The organism is Caldicellulosiruptor obsidiansis OB47 (assembly GCF_000145215.1).
GTDB lineage: Bacteria > Bacillota > Thermoanaerobacteria > Caldicellulosiruptorales > Caldicellulosiruptoraceae > Caldicellulosiruptor > Caldicellulosiruptor obsidiansis.
This window is the reverse complement of sequence record NC_014392.1, coordinates 1,025,246-1,049,400: the sequence shown is the minus strand read 5'-3', so window position 1 is coordinate 1,049,400 and position 24,155 is coordinate 1,025,246. Positions and strand designations below refer to the sequence as shown.

The 24,155-nt window shown below is 32.2% G+C and carries 24 protein-coding genes and 4 pseudogenes; 4 read left to right on the top strand and 24 right to left on the bottom strand.

All coding sequences use genetic code 11. The features are described from left to right. Positions 1 to 4 precede the first annotated feature (4 nt). Both COB47_RS04695 and COB47_RS04690 read left to right on the top strand, forming a co-directional pair. Positions 5 to 1,192 carry an MFS transporter gene (locus COB47_RS04695; protein WP_013290240.1) on the top strand — a complete coding sequence of 396 codons (1,188 nt, stop codon included), beginning with the start codon at positions 5 to 7 and terminating at the stop codon, positions 1,190 to 1,192. A 143-nt stretch (positions 1,193 to 1,335) separates the two neighbouring features. Beyond that, entirely contained in the window at positions 1,336 to 1,677 is a 342-nt protein-coding gene (locus COB47_RS04690; protein ID WP_013290239.1) for a DUF2442 domain-containing protein, read from the top strand. Between the two features lie 4 nt (positions 1,678 to 1,681). Here the strand turns inward: COB47_RS04690 and COB47_RS04685 are convergent, their stop codons facing one another. The 4 genes from COB47_RS04685 to COB47_RS04670 are packed head-to-tail and all read right to left on the bottom strand — an operon-like array spanning position 1,682 to position 4,577. Continuing rightward, positions 1,682 to 2,146, bottom strand: coding sequence for a flagellar protein FlgN (locus COB47_RS04685; protein ID WP_013290238.1), 465 nt, complete (start codon positions 2,144 to 2,146; stop codon positions 1,682 to 1,684). A 15-nt stretch (positions 2,147 to 2,161) separates the two neighbouring features. Beyond that, positions 2,162 to 2,539, bottom strand: coding sequence for a flagellar export chaperone FliS (gene fliS, locus COB47_RS04680; protein WP_013290237.1), 378 nt, complete (start codon positions 2,537 to 2,539; stop codon positions 2,162 to 2,164). A gap of 56 nt (positions 2,540 to 2,595) precedes the next feature. Continuing rightward, the gene (fliD, locus tag COB47_RS04675; RefSeq protein ID WP_013290236.1) at positions 2,596 to 4,167 is read right to left on the bottom strand and encodes a flagellar filament capping protein FliD; all 1,572 of its coding nucleotides are present in this window, start codon (positions 4,165 to 4,167) and stop codon (positions 2,596 to 2,598) included. A gap of 14 nt (positions 4,168 to 4,181) precedes the next feature. Next, positions 4,182 to 4,577 carry a flagellar protein FlaG gene (locus tag COB47_RS04670; protein WP_013290235.1) on the bottom strand — a complete coding sequence of 132 codons (396 nt, stop codon included), beginning with the start codon at positions 4,575 to 4,577 and terminating at the stop codon, positions 4,182 to 4,184. 165 nt (positions 4,578 to 4,742) lie between these two features. On the opposite strand from COB47_RS04670, the gene COB47_RS04665 reads away from it, so the two are divergent. Then, entirely contained in the window at positions 4,743 to 5,060 is a 318-nt protein-coding gene (locus COB47_RS04665; RefSeq protein ID WP_013290234.1) for a nucleotidyltransferase domain-containing protein, read from the top strand. A 3-nt stretch (positions 5,061 to 5,063) separates the two neighbouring features. Here COB47_RS04665 and COB47_RS04660 read toward each other — a convergent pair whose 3' ends face one another. The 14 genes and pseudogenes from COB47_RS04660 to COB47_RS12975 all read right to left on the bottom strand — a co-directional run. Beyond that, positions 5,064 to 5,567 carry a DUF488 domain-containing protein gene (locus COB47_RS04660; RefSeq protein ID WP_237699008.1) on the bottom strand — a complete coding sequence of 168 codons (504 nt, stop codon included), beginning with the start codon at positions 5,565 to 5,567 and terminating at the stop codon, positions 5,064 to 5,066. A gap of 340 nt (positions 5,568 to 5,907) precedes the next feature. Beyond that, positions 5,908 to 6,844, bottom strand: a pseudogene (locus COB47_RS04655) (transposase). A gap of 288 nt (positions 6,845 to 7,132) precedes the next feature. Next, entirely contained in the window at positions 7,133 to 7,663 is a 531-nt protein-coding gene (locus COB47_RS04650) for a hypothetical protein (protein ID WP_013290233.1), read from the bottom strand. Positions 7,664 to 7,773: 110 nt separating this feature from the next. Next, complete coding sequence (gene fliB / locus COB47_RS04645; RefSeq protein WP_013290232.1) at positions 7,774 to 9,009, bottom strand: flagellin lysine-N-methylase; 1,236 nt, start codon at positions 9,007 to 9,009, stop codon at positions 7,774 to 7,776. A 52-nt stretch (positions 9,010 to 9,061) separates the two neighbouring features. Continuing rightward, positions 9,062 to 10,837: a motility associated factor glycosyltransferase family protein gene (locus tag COB47_RS04640; protein WP_013290231.1), complete on the bottom strand. Its 1,776-nt coding sequence runs from the start codon at positions 10,835 to 10,837 to the stop codon at positions 9,062 to 9,064. 261 nt (positions 10,838 to 11,098) lie between these two features. Beyond that, a complete protein-coding gene (locus COB47_RS04635) occupies positions 11,099 to 11,800 on the bottom strand; it encodes an acylneuraminate cytidylyltransferase family protein (RefSeq protein ID WP_013290230.1) in 702 nt (233 codons plus the stop codon). Positions 11,801 to 11,815: 15 nt separating this feature from the next. Continuing rightward, the gene (neuC, locus tag COB47_RS04630) at positions 11,816 to 12,949 is read right to left on the bottom strand and encodes a UDP-N-acetylglucosamine 2-epimerase (RefSeq protein WP_013290229.1); all 1,134 of its coding nucleotides are present in this window, start codon (positions 12,947 to 12,949) and stop codon (positions 11,816 to 11,818) included. A 170-nt stretch (positions 12,950 to 13,119) separates the two neighbouring features. After that, entirely contained in the window at positions 13,120 to 14,166 is a 1,047-nt protein-coding gene (gene neuB / locus COB47_RS04625; protein ID WP_013290228.1) for an N-acetylneuraminate synthase, read from the bottom strand. Positions 14,167 to 14,216: 50 nt separating this feature from the next. Next, positions 14,217 to 15,509, bottom strand: coding sequence for a motility associated factor glycosyltransferase family protein (locus tag COB47_RS04620; protein ID WP_237699007.1), 1,293 nt, complete (start codon positions 15,507 to 15,509; stop codon positions 14,217 to 14,219). 95 nt (positions 15,510 to 15,604) lie between these two features. After that, entirely contained in the window at positions 15,605 to 15,859 is a 255-nt protein-coding gene (locus COB47_RS04615; protein ID WP_013290226.1) for a hypothetical protein, read from the bottom strand. A 123-nt stretch (positions 15,860 to 15,982) separates the two neighbouring features. Continuing rightward, positions 15,983 to 16,807, bottom strand: coding sequence for a flagellin N-terminal helical domain-containing protein (locus COB47_RS04610; RefSeq protein ID WP_013290225.1), 825 nt, complete (start codon positions 16,805 to 16,807; stop codon positions 15,983 to 15,985). A 124-nt stretch (positions 16,808 to 16,931) separates the two neighbouring features. Beyond that, positions 16,932 to 17,186, bottom strand: coding sequence for a hypothetical protein (locus COB47_RS04605; protein WP_013290224.1), 255 nt, complete (start codon positions 17,184 to 17,186; stop codon positions 16,932 to 16,934). Then, positions 17,176 to 17,538: a hypothetical protein gene (locus COB47_RS04600; RefSeq protein WP_013290223.1), complete on the bottom strand. Its 363-nt coding sequence runs from the start codon at positions 17,536 to 17,538 to the stop codon at positions 17,176 to 17,178. Before COB47_RS04600 ends, COB47_RS04605 begins: the two co-directional genes overlap by 11 nt. Positions 17,539 to 17,608: 70 nt before the next feature. Beyond that, a pseudogene (locus COB47_RS12975) lies at positions 17,609 to 18,894 on the bottom strand (ATP-binding protein); the annotation flags it as partial. 122 nt (positions 18,895 to 19,016) lie between these two features. Here COB47_RS12975 and COB47_RS04590 point away from each other — a divergent pair. Beyond that, positions 19,017 to 19,953, top strand: a pseudogene (locus COB47_RS04590) (transposase). Between the two features lie 51 nt (positions 19,954 to 20,004). Here the strand turns inward: COB47_RS04590 and COB47_RS12970 are convergent. From COB47_RS12970 to flgK, 6 genes and pseudogenes are all read right to left on the bottom strand, one after another. Beyond that, a pseudogene (locus COB47_RS12970) lies at positions 20,005 to 20,166 on the bottom strand (AAA family ATPase); the annotation flags it as partial. 210 nt (positions 20,167 to 20,376) lie between these two features. Next, positions 20,377 to 20,619 carry a carbon storage regulator CsrA gene (csrA, locus tag COB47_RS04585; RefSeq protein WP_013290222.1) on the bottom strand — a complete coding sequence of 81 codons (243 nt, stop codon included), beginning with the start codon at positions 20,617 to 20,619 and terminating at the stop codon, positions 20,377 to 20,379. 12 nt (positions 20,620 to 20,631) lie between these two features. Next, on the bottom strand, positions 20,632 to 21,090 hold the full coding sequence (fliW, locus tag COB47_RS04580; RefSeq protein ID WP_013290221.1) for a flagellar assembly protein FliW: 459 nt from the start codon (positions 21,088 to 21,090) through the stop codon (positions 20,632 to 20,634). A 61-nt stretch (positions 21,091 to 21,151) separates the two neighbouring features. Further along, positions 21,152 to 21,529 carry a DUF6470 family protein gene (locus COB47_RS04575; protein WP_013290220.1) on the bottom strand — a complete coding sequence of 126 codons (378 nt, stop codon included), beginning with the start codon at positions 21,527 to 21,529 and terminating at the stop codon, positions 21,152 to 21,154. 38 nt (positions 21,530 to 21,567) lie between these two features. Beyond that, the gene (flgL, locus tag COB47_RS04570) at positions 21,568 to 22,515 is read right to left on the bottom strand and encodes a flagellar hook-associated protein FlgL (protein WP_013290219.1); all 948 of its coding nucleotides are present in this window, start codon (positions 22,513 to 22,515) and stop codon (positions 21,568 to 21,570) included. A gap of 42 nt (positions 22,516 to 22,557) precedes the next feature. After that, complete coding sequence (gene flgK, locus COB47_RS04565) at positions 22,558 to 24,135, bottom strand: flagellar hook-associated protein FlgK (protein ID WP_013290218.1); 1,578 nt, start codon at positions 24,133 to 24,135, stop codon at positions 22,558 to 22,560. Between the last annotated feature and the right edge of the window lie 20 nt (positions 24,136 to 24,155).

The window sequence follows — 24,155 nt, the reverse complement described above, 5'->3', positions numbered from 1 at the left end:
TATAGTGTCACAGCTTAATTCAAAGCAAGGTTTAAAAGTTGTTCTCTCAAGTCTTTTCCTATTCATTTTAGCAAATGCTTTTATGGGAATTGGTGGAGGAATAAATGACACAATATTCAACAACTATATTGCTGCAACATACAAGATATCTCCTATGGCAAGAGGAGTTCTTGAGTTTCCACGTGAAACCCCCGGTTTTTTAATTATTTTTCTTATTGGCTTTTTATATTTCCTTGGCGACCTGAGGGTAAGTATAATTGCCACTTTTCTTTGTTCGTTTTCGCTGATTGGTCTTGGATTTTTAGCACCAAGCTTTCTGCTTTTGATTGTCTGGACAGCCATATACAACACAGGCACACACCTTAACATGGTTTTAACCTCAAGCATTGGAATGGAACTTTCAAAAGAGGATGAATATGGCAAAATCTTAGGAATAATTGGTTCTGTGGCAACAGCGGCATCTATAATTGGATATTTTATAGTAATGGTAGGTTTTAAGTTTTTAAATTTTTCTTTCCAAGCTGCGTATGTTATTGCTGCTGTGATGTATCTTTTTGCGGCCCTGTTTCTTGTGCCAATAAAACTTCCAAAAAAGACGCAGCATAAGGGATTTAAGTTTGTAATAAAAAAAGATTACTGGCTTTACTATGTGCTTTCAGTTTTCTTTGGAGCAAGAAAACAAATATTTATCACCTTTGCACCATGGGTGTTAATAAAAATCTTCAAACAACCTGTTGCAAATTTTGCGCTTGTTGGAATTATCTGTTCATTTTTAGGAATTGGCTTTAGAAATATAATTGGCAGGCTCATTGACAGGTTTGGTGAAAAAAAGATACTAACTTTTGACGCTATAGTAATCTTTCTTATATGTCTTGGATATGCAGCAACTGAGAACATAAAGATAAAATGGCTTGCACTTGGCCTTGCTTATGGTTGTTATATCATCGACAACTTGATGTTTGCAACATCAATGGCAAGGTCAACATACATAAAGAAAATTATAAAACATCCTGACGACCTTACTCCTACTCTTTCAACAGGCACAAGCATGGACCACGCAGTTTCAATGAGCCTTCCAATGCTATCTGGTTTTCTGTGGAACAAATTTGGGTATGAGTATGTATTTTTATTAGCAGCAATTTTTGCGTTGGGGAATTTGTATTTTGTAAGAAAAATAAAAATTGAAAGCTAATTTTTGCTTCAATTTTTAGATGTGATTTTAAACGAAAATTAGATTATAATTTTTGCTGGATTTGAGGCAGAAGTTGATATTCTAAATGTTACTGATGAGAATCAATCCTTTAGTTTGAAAACTATTGGGGTAATTGATACATGATGGAATACTACCCTGAGGTTGTGCAGGTTATTCCGACTGAAGATTACAAGGTGTATATATATTTTGACGATGGTAGCATAAAACTTTTTGACGCTTCAAGTCTGCTTGAAAAAGGTGAATTTCAAAGACTCAAAGATAAAAAATTTTTTATGGAAAGGTGTACTGTGTTAAATGGAACACTTGCATGGGATGTAAGTGGAAACTACGATGAGACAATTTGCCTTGACTTAGACCCGCTTGTTTTGTATGAAACTTGCCCTGAGGTGGAAGAGCCTATCTGGCTTTTTGAAAAAATTGAAAATGAATTTAGGCAAAAGACCAACAAAGAAGGGGCTTTTTAAGCCCCTATTCTTTCCTGTCAAAACCAGCTGGAAACTGATTTTGCTTGTACTGAGAATAGTCTTTTAAAGCCTCTTTTTTATACCTCATACTTTTCAGAGCCCTTTTTATCTCATCAAACTTTGCTCGAATTAAAATATTATTCTTTTCGTCTATATCCTTTATAACCTGCAGTTTCTGCAAAATAGATGATGTGAGGCTTTTGAGCAAAATGCCTGTCTCTTTGTCAATGTCTGTTATTTCGTCAAAACTTTTTATCCCTTTTTTAACTTTTATATTTTCAAACTCATCCATAAATTGGTCATCTATTTTATTTATTCTCTCAATCAGATCTGCTTTTTCGTCGACAATCTTAGAAAGTTCATCGAAATTATCATTCAAAATATATTCCTGTTGAAGACTTGTTAATGTCAAAAACCTATCAACAAGTTTTTCTTTCTCTTCAAGAAGACTTACAAGCTTATTATACATAAACCCCAGCCCTTTTTACTTATTCTTTTGTTGGCGGGCAATCTTTATTGCCTCTGCCCATGTATTTCGCAAATCCTGCACAATCTCAAGCGCTTCCTGCAAATATTTATTATCCTTCTTGAGGTTTGCCTGAATAAGCCATCTGTAAACAAAATCATAAAGGCTCATCAAATTTTTAGATATCTCATAGCTCATATCAAGTGTTGACATAAGTTCTGTGATGATATTCTCAGCTTTAATTATGTTCTCATTTGCTTTATCAAATTTCTTTTCATCAATTGCCTGCATTGCAAGTTTAATAAATCTTATGCATCCATCATAAAGCATAAGAGTTATCTCTTCCGGTGGCTTTGTCATTATCATTTCTTCTTGATACCTTGCTGCTGCATCCATAAATTTTGCCCCCTCATATTTTTTTACTCTTTATTTATTCAAAATTTACCATATCCCTATTTCCCGCTAAACTGCTGTGAAAGCCACGAACTTTGAGTACTCATCTGTGCCATTAAACTCTCAAGCTGGGAAAATTGTTTATAATATCTATCCTCTACTCGTTTTAGCCTATCCTGCTCAGCATTCATTTGGTCAATTATGCTTCTGAGTTGTTTTCCTATAGAACTATTCGGATCATAAGAACTTGTAAAATATGGTTTACCAGCTTTATCATATATTTTCTTTAAAGTATCATTGGCAAGATTGTAAAATCTTTGAAGAATGCCATCATCATCAACAGAAGTTGTATCACTACCACTGTTTGTAAACAGTTTTACAAATGCGTCAAAATTATTTGCTATTGCGTCTCTGAGTTTGCTTTCATCTTTTATATAAATCTTACCTTCTTTGCTATCAAAATAGCTATATGTTTCAATTCCTGCTTCAGATATTGTATCCAAGTTAGAAGGAAGCCCTGTGACCTGTTTATATAAGTAGTTTCGCATGTTACTCAAATAGCTTGAAAGTATTGAATCACCATACAAAAGTCCTTTTTTAGCAGCTTCCTCCCACTTTTGAATGTCTGTATCTTTCATCTGGGATTTTTGCTCTTCTGTCAATGGTAAATAATCTCTATTTCTTTTTTCAGTGATCTTGCTGTATATTTTGCTTACAAGGTCATTATATTTGTTTATAAATTCTTTAATATTGTTTACAATAGCATCCACATCTTTGGAGATAGAAAATGATTTATACTGAGCAACATTTGAACCATCTACTGTAGTTTTGTTAAGTGTAATGCTCATTCCATATACGTTTATTGTATTTGTTGGTGACGAAATAAATGATTCATTATTGAAGCTATCTTTAATATAAACTATTGCATCAGTTCCTGTAGCACTTGCTATTTGAGAATTATTATTCAAATCCTTTACACTAAAGCTTACATTGCTCCCCGTTTTTTGAGAAGATATTATAAGTTTGTGTATAGTTGCATCATAATAAGCTCTCAAACTCTTATCACTGCTGAAAGCTGAATTAATTTCTTTTGCTAAATTTGCTCCAAAAGTATCCACACTATCTGTCGGATTCCATACAAGCGTTATATTTTTTGATACAGTTGAACTGCCAATTGTTAAATCAATCTTGAGGTTTACTTTGTTTTCAGAATCTTTGGTAATTGAACTTAGATCACTTACCACTGCATTTGCCTGTGTTGCAAGTTGTTCAACCTTTATTTGATAATTCCCTTCAAGAGCATTAGCAGTACCTGTAACAGATACATACCCACCATCTACTGCCTCACCAGTAGTTTTATATTTAGTGAAGTTACTGGAAAGTTTGAGACTGAAGACATAATCTTTAAAGCTTGATATGGCACTTGCTATGTCCATATAATCCTGTCTTTGCCATTCCAAAAGCTGTTTTTGTTGATAAAGCTTATTATATCGTTGTTTTTCTACACTCATCAAACCCTGAATTATAGAGTCTGTATCAAGTCCACTTGCAAGCCCACCTATTCTTGTGTAATATTTATAAGCATCATAGGGATTTGTATAGCTTGTAGAGCCTGTTGAATTAACGTTCATCTTTTTTCACCACCTTATCTTCTTTCATCAACAAAAATGCCTGCCAACTCCCACAGCTTTGCAATTATATCCAAAATCTTTTCTGGTGGTATTTCTCTTATTAGTTCATTTGTTTCTTTGTCATACACCTTTACAACAATTTCATGTGTCTCTTTGTGAATAGAAAATTCAAGCCTTGTATATTTTGCCTCAAATGCTTTGTTTGCTTTATTTATCATTTTAATAAGTGTATCTTCATCAAGTTCATTTTTATTCTTTTCTCCAAACTTAGAATTGACTTCTTCTTTATTTATACCCTTTTCTGACTGCAAATTAACTTCTACATCTTCTATTTTGCTTTTGCTGTCTTGAATTCTGGATACAATGTTTGATATGTCAATACTTTTGACTCCAATGCCATCAACAACCATACTGCTTCCCTCTCTTTTTGGTTTTCTTTATATATTATCGGTTGGGAAAAGGGAAAAGTTTAATAAATACTTTTGCCGTTTTAGATTTGTGGTAAAATATCTAGTAAGAACATTGGTGTTTATTTATGTGTTATATAATTGTAGAGAAGTGAAGGATGTTACAGAATGGTTAAAAAGATTGATTCAAGGGTAAAAAATACAATCATGGAGTATATTAGCAAACTCAAAAAAGAAATAAACGTTATTGATGTATATCTATTTGGTTCATATGCAAAAGGAAATTATCATAATGATAGCGACATTGATCTTGCAGTAGTTTCTGACCAGTTCAAAGGTAACTGCATTGAAGATAGATTATTAACGCGACTAAGAAGAGATATTGACCTTAGGATTGAACCTCATCCTTTTAGACCTGAAGATTTTACCGATGAAAATCCTTTTGTAAAAGAAATTAAAGAGTACGGAATTAGAATACCATGTTAAAACTTATTTGTTCTTAACATTGAATATTTTCTTCATCTGCAGTTCATATGCTTTATTGATAAGCTCTTCATCGCTAAAAAATGAATGCTGTTCGCTTGTTTGAGGAAAATATTCAAAAATAAGACTCTCTTCTAATTCACGCTGAACTACTTTTACCCACTTCCCCATCAAATGATTTACAGATATATTGTGAAAGCTCAATAAATATCGTCCGATAATAAGAGCTCTGTGACATTGTGCAGGATCAAACTCACTACACATTAAAGCTATTGTTCCTTTTTCTGCAAGGTTAAGTAAAGTATTTATACCTTCTTTAAACTCCATTGACTGGATTATTGCGCTGTAATCCCAGTAATCCTCTGGAGTATAGAAAGAAGGATTCTCTGGCTTCCCACCAAGAAGATTCCCAAGAAATATGTATTTTATATTTGCTTGTTCTAAAGCTTTTTCTAAATTTTCCTTCCTATACTCTGGAGCAAACCTTGAAAAAGGATTTGTCCTTGACATCTATAAGTGCTGAAATTTTATATTTTTTTAATATATCTAAAAAATCAACAAATCTTGTTGATGAATAGCCAATGGAATATATTAGTTTCAATAAAATACCTCCTGGTCTAATTTGGATATTCTTTAAATATCTTTAAATATAATTTATATGTACATTTTGTGACCCCAATAACAAGCTATATTTTTCTAAGTATAACTACTTTTTCTTTTAGCATAGTATTGTCTTTTTGCCCTTGAATATTAGATGGACTATTTTTTAAGGGCATTCGTTTGTTAATAATATTACGTAGGTTGTTGAATAAAAATTATTACCAACAATACATAAAATAAACAAAAGTTATTAATTCCATTCATATGCGAAAGAAAACTTCTTACCTTCTACTTTTCTGAGAAGTTGCTCAAACAAAAAAGTAATTAGTATCCAATCAATATACCTTTTATAATTCTTAAACCCCCTGAGCCTTACATTCTCAAGATTATATTCACCTTTTAATTTACTAAATAGTCTTTCAATCTTTGTTCTCTGTTTGTATAGCTTTTTACCCTCTTCAGTTTCTAAAAATCTTATGTTATTTCTTCTAAAAACATTCTTAACATTGTTTTTATCTTTCATGTTTCTTTTGTTTATCCCAGCAACAAATTTAACCTTAAGCTCATTTGCTATATTAAACCATCTGCTACAATCGTATCCCGCATCTGCTAATACAATCTCACAGCCAAAGCCCCATGCTTCTTGCCAAAAGCTCTTCTTGTCTTGAGTCATGTTCATTTGCCCCTGTTAAAATCCAGAAAAGTGGTATTACTTCTTCTTTACCTGTACACAAAAGATGTAATTTGTATCCCCTGTAAAATCCTATTGTAATATGTATACCTATTTTTGCTTCTGAATCATTTTTGGCACTTCTCAGCGGCGTAGAGTCTACTATCGCTATACTCATATCAGGTTCTATCTTAGCTATTAATATGTCTTTTATATCTTGCATGTATTCTTTTTCTATTTTTCTTGACAACTTCGCAAAATATGAATAGTCCGGACTTTCTTCCATACCTATTGCTCTTTTAAACTCTGTGTCTTGATTTATTCGATATTCTAATTCTCTGAAACTCTTTATCCCCTTCTTAACTTTGTAAACCAGACAAGCTATTATTTGAAACAAATTAAATTTCCTTGGGCGTCCTCTTCTATTGTGCTTTATTCTCCTTGTCAGAGCTTCAGCAACCTTTTTCACTACAAAAAGTAGCTTTAAAAATTTCTTATTTTGTGCTTTAATATTCATGAGTATATCTTTTCCCCCTTGTGTTTTGTTGTGGTTTTCTCTTAAATTAAATTATAACACAAGGGTTTTTTTTCATTTGTTACTATGTTTACTTTATATGGTTATTTCTTTTATTCAACAACCTCTTTTACATAATTAAGTTTCATTTAAAGTACCCCTTGTGTGTTGGTTTGAGTTTTCTAAACTAAAATTATATCACAAGGGTGATTTTTTACCTATTACAACATCTTTCTAATATGGTTATCTCTTTTATTCAACAACCTATTATAATACTTGTTAAAATTCTATTCAACTTTTTTCATTAATTTTTTTACTTTCCCAAATTTTATATTGAATTAGATTAGAATTAAAAAAATTTCTATCAGAATACTTTTCACTGTATTTCTTTATCCTCTTAGTAATAAAGCTATCAATATCACTAAGCAAGATGTTTTCAAATTTCTCTCCTGTATGCCTACTCTGTGAAATAAGTATTTTAACAATTGTATAATTCTTATAATAATAGCTACTGTTGTTTAACAATTTATCATAAAATTTTTTGAACTCATCACTTCCATTTCTAAAAAACCCCAATCGCTGTAAACATCTTCTTACTTTAGATTCCATAAATAGATCCCTATCTAAATAACCACATTCTCCACTCTTTACTTCACAAATTACTCCTATAATATTTTCTTCAAACTTGGGAATCATATTCTTTAAATCTTTATGCCAATCGTCTTCCCTTCCCCCAATCTCTTCATAAACATATGGAAACCTAATAGCAATAATATCAGTTTCATACGTTTTATTTTCCTCTTGTCGATTTCTATCCAGCACATAATTATCTAAAACGAAAAAACCATTAAGCCGAAAATACCAATATGCAAGTTCTTCAGCATAATTTCGTATACATTTCTCACCATCCCAGACTTTTATGTCAATTTTCCTTATCCCCTTATCAAAATCGCCATATATGCCAATGTATTAACATTATTTTTCTCAAGTATCTGAAGCAAGTTTGCAAGGTAGGCAGTATTATGTTCAATGGTTTTTGAAAATGACTGAATAAGATTTACTGCTATATCTTCTGTGAAATCAGATTTATAATAATTGCAAAGGCCAATGAGAAGAAGCTTGATTGTTGCCAAATGTGTGCAAAGGAGCATATAGCTTTCAAAGGGTGTATCACAGTCAAAAGGGAAGAGGTTTTTAAATACATGATTTACAGCATAGTTTTCAAATATATACTGACGTTCATTGAAAAAAGGCACAAAATATTCATTAAACGCTCTTTCATAGTTTTGGAGAATTTGACTATTTTCCGCTTCTTGCGTTATACCAAGCCCTTGCAAAAACTTTGCAAAGAAGTCCAAATATTTTTGGTTAGGAAGGCCAGCTGAAAAACGCATATCGGCAATTTCTTTTGAAAGTTTTAATTGGAGATTATAATTCACAGGTACTTTTGAAAGTTCTTCTATAAAATACCCACTTTCAATATATCTTGTATATGATTCGACAATATTTAGAACCTCATCTTTTCGATCAGAAGATGAAGCAAGCTCGTTTAATTTTTGAATAAAAAATCCCAAAATCAAAAGTCTATCCCAAAAAGAAATCTCTCTTGTTTTCAAAAGATTGATACAAAACGTTCTAATGTCCCAAAAATATTTTTTTATACTGTTTCTCGTTCTTATATCATTTTGGTCAATGACACGGCTTACAGTAAATCTTGGTGAAATATCAAGTTGTATCACATCAAAATCTATTCCGCTTTTTTCAAGCTGAACGCTTTTAGCAACAACAGGGCATGAAAGAGTTGCAGACATTTCAAGCACGCCATTTACAAGGTTTATTGTTCTTGGATAAAAATAGCATGTATTTGATAAGTATTCTTCCCCGTGCAATTTTTGAATTTTGCAAAGATTTTGCTCGTCCAAAAAAGGACACCTTCCATCCTTTTGCATGACTATCTTACCAAAATTCTGGCTTGTTTGGTTAGAACGATTTTTCTTTATATACTTTTCAAATTCATCTTTAAGAGGTGATGTTTTTAACTCTTTATACCGCTTAAAAGTCTGCTCATCTAGTGGAATACGCCAGCCAATACAGCAGCTGTCTGGGCAGGCGGATGCAATGCATTTAAAACTTTGCATATACTGTGGAACAATAAACTGGAAAACCAATTTCTTGACTCCTTTCCTTTAGTAATTTATAATTTAACTTAATTCTGATCGCTTAATTGTCTCTTGATTTGTTTAATTTGTTAATTGAATCACTCAAAAGTGGCAAGGCAAATTCTATTGCTTCCTTAAGACCTTTATATAAGATATTCCCCTTTTCAACAACTTTTGTTTTTATCTCTTCTTCGGTTTCACAATCGATATCATAATTCAAAACTTTATAACTCACTGTCATCAAAATATCGTCAATGATTTTGTTTTCTTGAAACTTCTCTAATAAATACTTATCAATGAGATCCAATTCATCTAAAAATTTTTCATTATAATCCTCTAATATCTTTTTATTTAACTCTATTGCCCTATTAACTTTTTGCAAAATTTCTTCAAACTCATATTTTATAGTTTTCAGTTCAGAAATAAAGCTATATTTAAAGTCTTCAAATTTCTCATCGAGAGTTTTGAAATCCTTAAAAAACTTACTTTTTCTTACTTCTATTTCAACTGCATCTCTTTCTGATAAATACTCATTGATCACATCGGCTAATTTCATTGGAATCGTTCCTTTAATGTGTGCTCCTCCTTCTGTTGCATTAATATATACTCTTCCACTATTATCATAAAGAATATTCTTTTCAAACCACTTCAAAAAATCATACAAAACAAAATCAGTCAATACTTTGTCGCCATTTACACCATCTACAAAAAGCAAATTTGGATTATCCTTTAGCGAAACTTCATTCATAGCGTCATTTGCACCAACAGCATGTCTAAAACCATTAGTAAAAGCTAAGTCCTGCCCCACAAAAATTATAGGTGAACAATTAAAAATTTTGGTTGCTATTTCAAAAGCAAAACATGCAACAGAGCCACCGCCCGGAAGAAAACCAGTTTCAACACCATACTTTTTGAATATCCTATCCAAAAAAGGAACATTATTAACCAGAATTTTATATTTCCCTCTATAATTTTGCAATATATTTGCATTAGCGTTAGGAGTATAAATCAACGGTATATGTGAATATTCAATACCTTCAAAAAATTCATAGTTACGATAACTTCCATCTATTGTTACAATAAAATCAGGCACTATTTCATTTTCTAGTAATAATCTCAATGTTCTGCCACCAGTTATTATAATTGCTTTTCCTTTAACATCTTTTAATAAATGAATGTTCTTATTTAGTGAGGGACCTGCCGAAACAATTATTACAGGAACATCTTTGAAAGCATGAACAAAATTACTAATTTCTCCACTTCTAAAGACATAATACAAATTCTCTAATAAATTTTTAAACCATATTTTATCGAATTGTTTTAAGGTATTTATATCAAGTTGTTTTCTTTTAATTGCTTTATTAATTACTTGAATAATGCTTCTATAATTTTCTCCTAATATCTTCTCATAATTAGGTAATGCAAAAAACTTTATTTTGCCTATTTCACTCCAATTTATGTAATTATATAGTATTTCTTCTAATTCATCTAAATCGTTATATAATATCAATATTACACGTCTATCATTCAAAATATCGCTTATATCGAGTGTTTCCATAAGTGAAATCAAAACATTAATGAAAGGTTCAATTATAATTAAGCGTCCTTCTTCACCAATTCTTGTTAATATTTCCTTTATTAGATAAACATTGCCTATCCCTATTATTACATTTAAACCCTCTTTTTTAGGAGCTAAGCAATCTGCCCATTTTTTAGCATCTTCAATGGGGTTATACTTACTACTCAAATAATACACCTTGTTGTGTGCTATGAGTTTAAGAATTATGCTGCCATCTTTAGCAATGTCATTTACCAATTTAACATTTGCTGTATTCATACAAAAATTTTCTATAACATTATTAAGGTATTTAAACCTCTTTTCCAAAATACTTTTATTTTTTTATATACGGAATATTCCATTACTGTAATCCCTTCTTTCCTAATTCAAAATACCATATATATCATTTGTATTATAGTGTTTCTAAATTAGTTCTTTTTTGATTGTCTGAATATTATAGCAGTTTGCGTACTTTAATCAGACACAAAATTCTTGACAAGTCTCTAATTATAATACAGAGATACTCTCATAGTGAATATTTTAGTTTATAATTCTTTCAAGCATTAATTTGAATATCTCAACATCAATTGGCTCGTCGATATCTATATCATATTTCCTGTCCATTATATAAGCCAATTTATTATCATTAGGACTAACCTTTGCATTGAAATTTTCGTTTATTTTATTGATATAGATAGCGCCATTAACTTTGTAAATTTTAGGAAATTCTTGTCTTCTTAAATCACTATTGTCTCCAAATAAATTAATAACTTTTCCATTCTCATCAATCTTCCTCATTAGCAAAGGATGTTCTCTCACTTCACTAACACTTACTAAACTTTCTTCATTTCTATCAACAATCATCGCTATAGCTTCATCAATATGCCAATATCTTCTTAATGGTTGTGTAGGTTGTAATAAAACCACATAGTCATATGTGTAACCCTGTTTTTTCATTTCATTCACTGCATGAATCAAAACTTCAATTGTCTTAGTAGTATCCTCCGCTAATTCCTTAGGTCTTAAAAAAGGAACTTCTGCTCCACATTCTCTTGAAATTTTCGCAATTTCCTCATCCTCGGTTGATACAATAACTTTATCCAAAAAATTAGATTTTAGCGCTTCTTCTATTGTATATTGTATCAATGGCTTTCCACAAACATTTATTATGTTTTTTCTTGGAATACCTTTACTTCCTCCCCTTGCTGGAATTACGCCTAAAAATGTTTTCCCTTTATACATTCAAATGCCCTCCATTTAAAACTCTATATCAACAAAATTTTTTTGTATCTCAATATTCCATACGTCTTCACTTTTTAATATGTTAATAAACCTTTCTGCACTTTTACCATCACCAAAAGCACTAATATAAAATTTATCCACAAGTTGCACTTTTTGTATTGCTTTTAATATTTCTTCTTTATTTTCATTCACATGAATAATATTTTTAAACTTGCTTATATCATATCTACCCTTTTGTCTGATTCCTATGTCTATTACTCTAACTCCATATATCCCTGCCTCTCTAATCCCCGCACTCGAGTTTCCAATCATAAAATCAGCATGTTTAAGAAGAGTCAAAAAATATTCAAATCTCAAAGAAGGAAATATTTTGAATCTTTTGTTCATTTTAAATCTCTCATACTCCTTTAATATAATATTACTGCCCTCATCATTATTAGGATAAATAACAACGTAGTTTTTCCCCGACTCAATTAAAGCATCTATTACTTCTTTAATATTTCTATGTAATATATCAATTTGAGTAGTTACCGGATGATATATAAAAATTGCATAGTTTTCAAATTCAATTTCATAATGCTCCTTAACTTCCCTTAAACTAGGTAGTGTATCAGAAAGCATAACATCAATATCAGGAGAACCAATTACATATACACTTTCCGGTTTTTCACCTAGCTGAATAACTCTTTTTTTTGCTTCCTCATTACAAACAAAGTGGATATGCGAAAATTTCGTAATAGCGTGTCTAATTGATTCGTCAATCGTTCCAGATACTTCTCCACCTTCAATGTGGGCAACTCTTATGTTATTAAATGCCCCCACAATTGCACCTGCTAATGCCTCTAATCTATCCCCATGTACAACTATCATATCTGGTCTTAATTCATTAACAAAATTGCTTAAACCTATGATTGTATTGCTTAAAGCAATATCCATGTGAAAATTATACTGTTGATTAATAAACTTGTAAATATTTTTAAATCCATCTTTTTCTATTTCCTTCCATGTTGAACCATATTTTGATAACATATGCATTCCAGTTACAAATATATGTAATTCAAATTCTTTACTTTCCTCAACTTTTCTCATCAAGGGTTTTATTTTGCCATAATCAGCTCGCGTACCAGTTATAAATAATATTTTTCTCAAATGGATCACCTTTCTCGTGATATATCTGTTTGTTTTATTGCTAACAATATAGTTTAATCGTCCATAGCTTCGTAAACAATTTTTTTTAGTACTTATTAATTTAATTAACTTTTTACTTCATTCCAAAGCAAGTTTTTCTCTCCCTAGTTTCTTCAACTTATCAACTTTTTTTAGAGTTCAATATCTTCCCATCTTAAATGTTCATCCTCCAATATATCCCTTTTTGCTCTCTTCCCTAACAAATCATAGTAATACTCTGCCTTTATTTCACCTATACCAGGTCTTTTTACCCAAATATTATCCTTTGTTAATACATCTCCAGCTTTAATATTCTTAATTGCAACAACAGTGGCAAAAGCAAAATCCATTGTAACTTTCTCTTCAGGTACTGGTTCTTTTTTCCCACCACGCATTAAAGCAATTTGAGCACTTGCTTCAATTAGTTCTTTTAATTCTTTGGGGTCCATTGAACAGACAATATCAGGTCCCGGTCTGTCTTTAGAATCCGTAAAATGCCTTTCAAGGATAGAAGCACCTAAAGCTACAGCTGCTAAACAAGCATAATTATTAACAGTATGATCTGATAATCCAATAACTGCATTCGGAAAAGTTTCTTTCAGTTCTAATAAGCCGCCAAGTCTTACTAAATGGGGTGGCGTAGGATACAAATTAGTACAATGTAGTAGAGCATATTGAATATTATACTTTTCCAATATCTCTACCGTTTTCTTAACACTTTTTATATCATTCATCCCTGTTGAAACTATCATTGGTTTACCGAACGATGCGATATACTCAATAAGTGGATAATTGTTGCACTCACCTGAACCCACTTTAAATGCAAGAACATCCATTTTCACTAATCTATCAACTGCTGCTTTTGAAAAGGGTGTACTTAAAAAAATCATACCTTTCGATTCAACGTATCTTTTCAATTCATATTCTTCTTCTTCACTCAAAGCACATCTTTTTATGATTTCATAAATAGAAACATTTGCATTCCCAGGAATAACTTTTTTTGCTTCTTTACTCATTTCATCTTCTACAATATGCGTTTGATGTTTAATTACCTCAGCCCCCGCTTCGTATGCCGCATCTACCATTTTTTTTGCTACCTCTAAACTTCCTCCATGATTTATTCCTATCTCTGCTATTACTAAAGGTGGATAATCTTCTCCTATTTTTCTGTTACCGATTTGTATAAAGGGTTTTTTCATTTCTATAATAACCTCCATTCTAAAAACCATAAATTTAATTCTTATATTTTTTACAACAATTTGACAACCTCATCCATTTCCATGGGTATAGAACCATTAATTTTTGCTCCCTTTAGAGAAGTATTAATAAAAGTTATATGTTTGTTGGTTCCTATTTTCTTTTCTATCCATCTTCTAAATATATTTAAACTGTGATTCGTATAAATTTTCTCATTAAAATAATTAGTTGTTTCTATTACACTCCCATAGTTGTCAATTACAGAATTCTCAAAAGCATGCATTTTATTGTTAGTAAACCCTAAATCTAAACCTACAAATATTATAGGATTGCATCCAAATTTGATCGCTACCTCAGTCGCAAACGTAGAAACTGAACCTCCTACCTCTATTGTTTCTAACGAATTTCTTTTAGCATATTCTTCTGACAAATCAAAGTTTTTCTGAAACGCAAGATATTTAGTACACTTCCACTTCTTTAAAACTCCTTTATAAGCAGTTGAAAGAGCTATTAATGGAAGCTCATAATGAATTTCAATATTTTTAAAATGTTCTAACATAATAGGCAACGGATCACTTATTGCAATGTAAGTAGGATTTATTCCATTTTGTAATAAATTCCTTGCTACTCTTGAAACAACAATTAATATTAAGTTGGTTTTTAAATTCTTAATTTTTTCAATATTTTCTTCTAATGACGGCCCAGCAGCAATAATTACTGCAGGAACATTTTTGTATTTGTTAAAAAGTTCATTAATTGGTTTATCATAATTTAAAATGTTGCTTTTAAAATTATCCCTGAGAAGATAATAATTTTCATTATTATTAAAAGTCGAATTCAATATCTTGAACTCTAATATAAGATCTCTTACTTCTTTCATTTCAAGTGGAATAGATCTTATTAAAGGTTCATAATAAATTACTTTATAATCATCTGGCGTCACACTATTCAATATACTTTGTAAATACTTGTTAAAGGCATCTATTTCATCTACCAAGAAAAAGTGTACTTTTTTATCATTTAAAATTGGAGAAATATCTATTGTGTTTAAAGCGTTCAAAAAAATTTTTTTGTTAAATTCAAACACAAAAACATTTTTTACAAATTCATATTTTAGAAGTTCTATCACATGATAGCCTAATCCAAAACCAAAAACGATATAATTTCCAATGTAATTATCGACGTTAGTTTCAATAAATTTTTTCGCCTCTTTCCACGGATTATAAATGCTGTGGATATAATAATAAGCACTTCCGTCGTAATATTTTAAAGTTGGATCTCCATTTTTTGCCTCTTCAACAATAATATCAGCATTTTCAGAAAATCCATTTTTTATTGTTTTCATTATTAGATTATACACTTCTGTATATGTGTTTTTTAAATATCGTAAGTTACATTCGTATAATATCATCTGCTAATTTCACCCTTATTTGCTTAACATCATTGAAACTTTTCTTTCAGTTCATATTCTAATATATCTGCAATTAAAACAGTATCCCTATTTTTCATGGCTGTAAGCAACTCTCTCAACATTTCTATATCAGATTCTTTTTGATTATTTTCATTAGTATAATACTCCATTAGCACATCAATTAACTCTATTAGTGTGGTATATGCTTTTCCTTCATCCTGGGCACGAAAATACTCTACAATTTGTTCTATTTTCTCTTTAATCGCTGTTTTACTATTTTTCATTGCTCCAAATTCATCTCCTTTATAATTAAACATTCTTTACGCGATGAACTTATTGTATTAAAAATAGGCTGATACTTAGAAGTATCAGCCTATTTCTTTTTTCCTAATCAAACTCAATGATCACTATCTGAGTAACTGCAAGACTGCTTGTGGCAGTTGATTTGCCTGGGCAAGCATAGCTGTCGCAGCTTGGTTCAATATATTGAGTTTTGTAAAGTTCATCATTTCTTTCGCCATATCAACATCTCTAATTCTTGATTCAGCTGCTTGCAAGTTTTCTGCAGCATTATCAAGATTTGCAATCGTGTGTTCAAGTCTGTTCTGCAATGCACCCATCTTAGAACGTGATTTTGAAACAGAAACAATCGCCTTATTAATTGTTTCTATTGCTGTTTGTGCGTTTCCATAAGTAGAAATTGTTTGAGTTGAGATATCTACTGCATCCTCCCCTAACGCAGTCGCCGTGTGGGCCTTCCAACTCAAAGTGATAACCTGACTCTTATTCGCACCAACTTGAATGTTAGCTGTAAAATTTGACTTTAAAATATCTTTCTCGTTAAATTGTGTGTTATTAGCAATCCTGTTTATCTCACTGATAAGCTGCTTGAACTCATCATTCAGCGCACCACGGTCAACTGTAACGTTTGTATCATTTGCTGCTTGAACTGCAAGCTCTCTCATTCTTTGCAAAATTGAATGAACCTCATTCAAAGCACCCTCAGCTGTCTGAATTAAAGAAATACCATCTTGTGCGTTCCTTGATGCTTGTTGTAAACCTCTAATCTGAGCTCTCATCTTTTCTGAAATTGAGAGACCCGCTGCATCATCGCCTGCTCTGTTGATTCTCAAACCTGATGAAAGTTTCTCAACCGACTTTGCTAACTGGGAATTGTTAACACCCATCTGTCTGTAAGTATTCATAGCCATAATGTTGTTATTAATACGCATCTTAACAACACCCTCCCTGTTTTAATTTTTTAGCTTCACGTCCCTGTGAAGCTTTGTTTTGTTTTCAATATATATATCGGTGAAATAGTTTTTGCAGTTTAGCTCAAATTTAAAAAATTTCTAATTACTCTGCTCTAACATTTGCTAAAACCTCTTCAATAAAAGCATTTTCATCAAGCTTTGATGCCAGCCTGAATAATAACTTGCCAGTTTTGGAGCATTGCCTATGCTGCTTTTTTTGTTCGTGATATTGTCGAAATCTTTGATAAATAAACGGTAAGATATCGTCTTTTAATGAAAGATTCCTTCCTATGTCATTTATATGATTTCTATTCTTCGTAACTAAAATTAATTCTATATATCTTTTATCATCTTCCATCTTCCCATTTCCCGTTAGCATTCAGACATTCTTTAATCTTCTCTGCCTCTTCATCATGAACAAAACCCACTCGTCGTAAAATTTCATCGAAATTTCGCTTTGTCGCAGGGTTAAAAGAACATTTATTCAATTTCCCTTCAACAATAAATAACTGCACTTTTTGATTTGAGAAGATAGGATGGTCGCGCATATCTAATTCTTTTCTATCTGGAAATCTAACAGCTAAAAGGTCTACTTCGGTCTCTTGTACCGCATTCCTTTCGCTATGCACGATAAAGTTTTGTATTGTAAAACAACCATTTAATCTGAAAAACCAATAAACAATATCGCCTAATGTAATACTTATTTTCATCTACATACCTCCTCATTTTTTATTATTTGATATTTTATTACCCACTAAATTAGCAAAATAACACTCTCAATTACCTTCTCCCAAACAAATACATAAACACAAACGCAGGAATCTTTATTATTGGAACCTTTGCAGTAAGCTCAAGTTTGCCATAATCTTCTGTTCTCTTTGTAATAAGTACTGCTGAAATTATATCTTTTTCTTTTTGGCAGATCTGCACAATTGCATCATTTTCGGCAGGTGTGCTATCTTCTCTAAATTTTACCTCAATCAGGCTCTTACCATTTGGAAACTGAGCAACTATATCAATTTCTTTTTGGTTATCAGTCGGTTTTCTAAAATAGCCTATCTTTACATTCTCTTCACTATAAAAGCTGTATATATACTTAAAAACTGCTGTTTCAACTGTAATTCCAAGTTCTTTGCTATCGGTGAAGAGACTATCTATCATTAAAACTGCATTTCTAATAGCTGGGTCAGATATATATATTTTCGGTTTTGCTTTTAAAATCTTTTTGCCACCTAATTCGATTGGAAGACTCCTATAAATCAAGTTTGTATTTTCAAGCAAGTGAATATAATTTTCTATTGTGGTTACTGATACGTTTTCAATTTGTTTACTGATGGTTGAAATATTAATTACACTTGAAGAGTTAAAACACAAGTACAAGAAGACTTTTTCTAATACTGTCAGGTTTCTGACATTAAATAGCGAAGGAATATCTCTTTTGATGACCTTATCTACTACATCCTCTCTTAAAATTCTTTGAATTAAAAACCAATCTTCCGAAAATACAAATTCAGGGAATCCCCCAACCATCAAGTATCTGTTAAAATATTTTTGCAAAGGCATAAGCAAAAAGACAAGTTCAGAAATCTGATGATCATTAAAATTTGAAAGCTCTCTTAAATCTAAATTTGGTAAATCCTTGGGTCTTTCCTTAGCACCAAGTATTTCACAAAATTCATAAAACGAAAGAGTTGGAACACAAACCACTGTCCAGCGACCAACACCGCTTTCCTTTACTCCTTCAATAAGTTTTGGTGAAGCAGACCCTGTTGCAACAACTTTCCATTTTGGTTTTGTATCATAATATACTTTTAACCACCTGTCCCAATCGCTTGCGTATTGAATTTCATCCAAAAATACATAAGCTTCCTCTGATTGGTTTATATTTAGCTCATAAAGACTTAAAATTTGATCAAATGAACAAAGTTTAAACAAAGGATGATCAAAAGAAACATATAATATTTTTTTGGATGAACTTTATCTCTTAAGAGCGACTCTATTAATTGGTATAATATGGTTGTTTTACCTACTCGACGTGCACCCGAAAGTATAAGATATCTTCTGAGGTTGTTGAATAAAAGAAATAACCATATAAAGTAAACATAGTAACAAATGAAAAAAGCCCCTTGTGTTATAATTTAATTTAAGAGAAAACCACAACAAAACACAAGGGGGAAAAGATACACTCATGAATATTAAAGCACAAAATAAGAAATTTTTAAAGCTACTTTTTGTAGTGAAAAAGGTTGCTGAAGCTCTGACAAGGAGAATAAAGCACAATAGAAGAGGACGCCCAAGGAAATTTAATTTGTTTCAAATAATAGCTTGTCTGGTTTACAAAGTTAAGAAGGGGATAAAGAGTTTCAGAGAATTAGAATATCGAATAAATCAAGACACAGAGTTTAAAAGAGCAATAGGTATGGAAGAAAGTCCGGACTATTCATATTTTGCGAAGTTGTCAAGAAAAATAGAAAAAGAATACATGCAAGATATAAAAGACATATTAATAGCTAAGATAGAACCTGATATGAGTATAGCGATAGTAGACTCTACGCCGCTGAGAAGTGCCAAAAATGATTCAGAAGCAAAAATAGGTATACATATTACAATAGGATTTTACAGGGGATACAAATTACATCTTTTGTGTACAGGTAAAGAAGAAGTAATACCACTTTTCTGGATTTTAACAGGGGCAAATGAACATGACTCAAGACAAGAAGAGCTTTTGGCAAGAAGCATGGGGCTTTGGCTGTGAGATTGTATTAGCAGATGCGGGATACGATTGTAGCAGATGGTTTAATATAGCAAATGAGCTTAAGGTTAAATTTGTTGCTGGGATAAATAGAAGAAACATGAAAGATAAAAACAATGTTAAGAATGTTTTTAGAAGAAATAACATAAGATTTTTAGAAACTGAAGAGGGTAAAAAGCTATACAAACAGAGAACAAAGATTGAAAGACTATTTAGTAAATTAAAAGGTGAATATAATCTTGAGAATGTAAGGCTCAGGGGGTTTAAGAATTATAAAAGGTATATTGATTGGATACTAATTACTTTTTTGTTTGAGCAACTTCTCAGAAAAGTAGAAGGTAAGAAGTTTTCTTTCGCATATGAATGGAATTAATAACTTTTGTTTATTTTATGTATTGTTGGTAATAATTTTTATTCAACAACCTAGATACCTTCTGATAGTTGGGTGATTTAGCAAACTATAAACCTTATAATATGCCATTCTTTTTACAGGTTTAGATAAATCTTGTGGAAAATATCCCTCTCTCCACCAGGGATTATAAGAGTATAAAATTCTTAATATGTTTTCTGAGCTTGTGATGGTCAATTTTTTCACCTCCCTATTTAATATTATAACACATACTTTTAATTTTTAGTCAAAAAATATAAAGTATACTTTGCATTTTTAAGTTAATTTTCTAAAGTATACTTTGCATTTTTGAGTGCACCTTAATAAAATTATCCCCCAAAAAATAAAGAAGGCAGGTTTTGTTCCTGCCTTCACTGGCACTATTAATACTTCTAAATTTTTTCAATTTCATCCTTGCTCATCTGACAAAATCTCTTTTAAATCTTTAATCTTGCTGAGTCTCTCTTTACCCTGCAAAGCTTCAACATTTTCGTTTTTGACTTCTTGAAGTAGTTCATATCGTAAAACCTTCACATTCTTTGGAGCGTCTATTCCAAGTTTTACACAGTCTTTTTCTATGCTGATGACTTTTATGATTATATTTTCTCCAATTAGAACCTGGTCACCTTCTTTTCGTGAAAGTACAAGCATCTTCTGTATACCTCATTTCTGCACGTTTGAATTTGAATTTTCAAAAAGGTAATACTTAAGCGGGTATCTTTCATCATCTAAAAGATATTGCATTCCCTTTCTCTTGTTCACATTTATAATAATTGGGGCTTTTAGGTTTACTCTTGTTTGTTTTATATCTTCTGGAATTACAACAATGCAAAAAACTGCAACATCTTTTTCTGATTTTATCTCAAGCTTTTTTAAAACTTCCTCGCTTATGTCAAATTCATAGTCAGGTTTTATGTTAAATGGATTGATGATAACAAATGCGATGTCTTTATCTTCGATCGACTGTAACCACAAAAATGGACTGTCTTCTTCTTTGACAATTACAAATTTTTTCAAATTTTCAAACGCAGGAATTCCTTCTTCAAAGGTTATTATATTCTCTTCATTTACTTCAAGCTCTCCAAATACCCTTGACTGTACCACTGACTTTTGAACTACCATTTTTTATTCTCCCTTTTTATAGTTTTAAATAATCCACAATTTCCTTTAGAACTTTATTAATTCATACCCTCACATCAACCTTACCCATCTCAAAATCTATATAAACCTTGCCACCTTCAAAATAGATTTGCGGGCGGCTTTTTGGTATTATATCAACATTATAGTCGTACTCAGGAAATGCCTCTTCTATGCAGATGTCAATTATAGGCTGACCACCATCTTCTATTCTTGCAAGCTTGTTGCCATTTTCTGCTGTCTTTTGTATATATCTTAAAACCTGTTCATAACCCCTTTGTGCAGAACTTCGAACAAGGTAGTCTGTTGAACCAAGGTTTACCTCTTCCCAACACCTGTCCTGGTTTATCCTTACCTTTACATGCTCCTGAGAAAGCTTTACTCTAACAAATTCCTGATGAATTTGAATTCTTTGGATCTGCATTTTCAGCACTTCCTCAATACAATCTTGCTAAACGCTATTTAAAATCTCAAAAAATCCAAAAGTGTTGGTGGCAAAATCTGAGCACCTGTCTGAAGTGCTGCCCTGTAAACATTTTCTGCAGTTTTGAGCTGCATTATAATCTCTGCCATGTCAACATCTTCGTTGTTTGATAGCAATGTTGTAAAGTTAACATTGTCGTCGCTTAGCCTGTTTTTAATAAGCTCAAGCCTGTTCTGAAGTGCTCCTACATCGCCACGCTGTGCAACAACGTTGTCAATGTGCCTGTCAATATCGCTCAAAAGTGAGTTTACTGTAGTTGCATCACCATTTTGAAGAGCATTTATTAAATTATCCAGCACCTTAAATAAGTTCCCTTTGTTTTCGTCAGTTTCACCCTGAATATAAAAAACCTGATTAGCTGTCTTGTTAATATTTATATAGTTTGCTTTCATAAGCTCAAATTGAATAATGTTATTGCCAGTTGACAAATCAATAGAATATCCACCAGAAGAAGAAAAATCACCCGTGTCTGAAAAAGAACCGTCAGAATTTATAGGTGCTGTGTCTGTTTTAAACCCAGAGAAGATATACCTTCCTGCATAGTTTGTATTCCCAACCTGAATTATATGCTGTTTTATCTGTGCAACCTCTTTTGCAATCTGAGCCATGTCTTCTTTTGTGTTTGTTCCGTTTGCACCACGCACAGCAAGTTCTCTTACCCGCTGAAGACTTTCATTTATATCCGCAAGAGCACTTTCTGTAGTATCAACCCACGATACCGCATCATCTACGTTTTTTTGAAGCTGTTCTATTTCAGATACGTCTGTTCTTAGCCTCAAAGACCTTGCAGTGATTACTGGGTCATCTGATGGATAGCGAATTTTTTTGCCTATTGCCATTTTGTACTGAATATCATCTAATCTTTTTAAGTTCTTATTAAGATTTATCAAAAAGTTGTTGACCATCATATTGTTTGTAATTCTCACGAAAGCTTCACCTCACAAACTTCTCATTCTTTAAAAAGCCTGCTATCTTCCAACAATACCAAGCCTGTTGACTATAACATCAAGCATCTCGTCAAAAGCGTTTATCATTCTTGCTGAGGCCTGAAAACCATGCTGATACTTGATAAGATTTGTCATCTCTTCATCTATCGAAACACCTGATACTGCCTGGCGTCTGTTGTCAAGCTGGGTAACCATTACTTTTTGGTTTTCTGCAAAATTTTTTGCCCCCTGAGAGTCAACTCCAAGGTTAGAAATCAAAGATTTTAGAAAATCTTCAAACTTTCCTTCTTTGAAAATTGAGGTGTCATTTCTTAGCTTCAGCATATCAACAACAAGGTCATTTCCACCTGGAAGATTACTTGCATCATAAGTTGTTGCAATGTTGTTAAGGTCGTTCATAATAGCATCAGAGACTTTTATATACCTTGCATAGAAAAATGTCTGGCCAACAGGTGGTTCGAAAAAGTTTATACCTGTATTTTGTCCGTTGAGTGACCAGCCCTGTGTGTGAAGTTCATTGAACTTTTCGATAAGCTTTTGTGCAAATTCATTGAGTCTGTTCAAATAATAAGGAATACCTGTAAAAGAATTTTTATTGGGAACATCAACTGGCTGACCATTTACAGACACATCTTCATCCAGACCACCAACACCGTCTCGCATATCCAATAGTCCTTTTAGCTCACCTGACTTTATATTCAAAACCTGCCCTGTGTCCTTCCACATAACAACAAAAAGTCCTGGAACGTCATAAAGATTTTGTTGTGAAAGAGGATCATCTGGTTTAAATCCCGTTGGCTGACCACTTGAGTCAAACCCGCTTTTTCTCATAATCTTTGATTTGTCTGTCTCAAGCTCATAGACTGTAAAGTGATTTACCAAAGTCTCTCCTCCAGCTATCTGGACAACGAACCTGCCATCTTTATCTTCATAAGCGGTTGTGTCAACAATCTTAGAAAGCTTGTCAACAAGAAGATTTCTCTGGTCGCGAAGATCGTTTGCTTTTTCGCCTCTGAGCTCTAAAACAAATATCTGCTGGTTTAAATCTGCAATCTGGGAAGCTATGCTGTTTATTTCCAAAATTTTATCATATACCTGGTCATTTAGCTCGCTCTGCAAATCTTCAAGCTGTTTATACATCTTATGTATCGCATCAGTTAAAGCTTGAGCTCTCTGGCGAACAAGCGCACGAACTGTTAAGCTTTCTGGATTTTTTGAAAGCTCCTGCAAACTTGAGAAAAATTGGTCTATAACAGCCGACAGTCCCGTGTCGCTCGGTTCATTGAATATGGATTCTATAAAATTCAGGTTATCAGCTTTTATTTCGTACTCTCCCTGGCGTGAATATTCGTTTCTATATTGCATATCTAAAAACATGTCTCTTATCTGCTCAAGGCTTTGCACATCAGCACCCATGCCAACTTGAAACTTTGGACTGTAAAAACCAACCTTGCTGGATGGCGGATTTGACTTTACATTTAAAACCTGTCTTGTATACCCTGGGGTTGAAGCATTGGCAACGTTGTGCGATGTCACCTCAAGCCCTTTTCTGTTGACAAATATACCTGTCCTTGCAATTTCAAGTCCGTAAAACGACATTCTATTTCAACTCCTTTTTT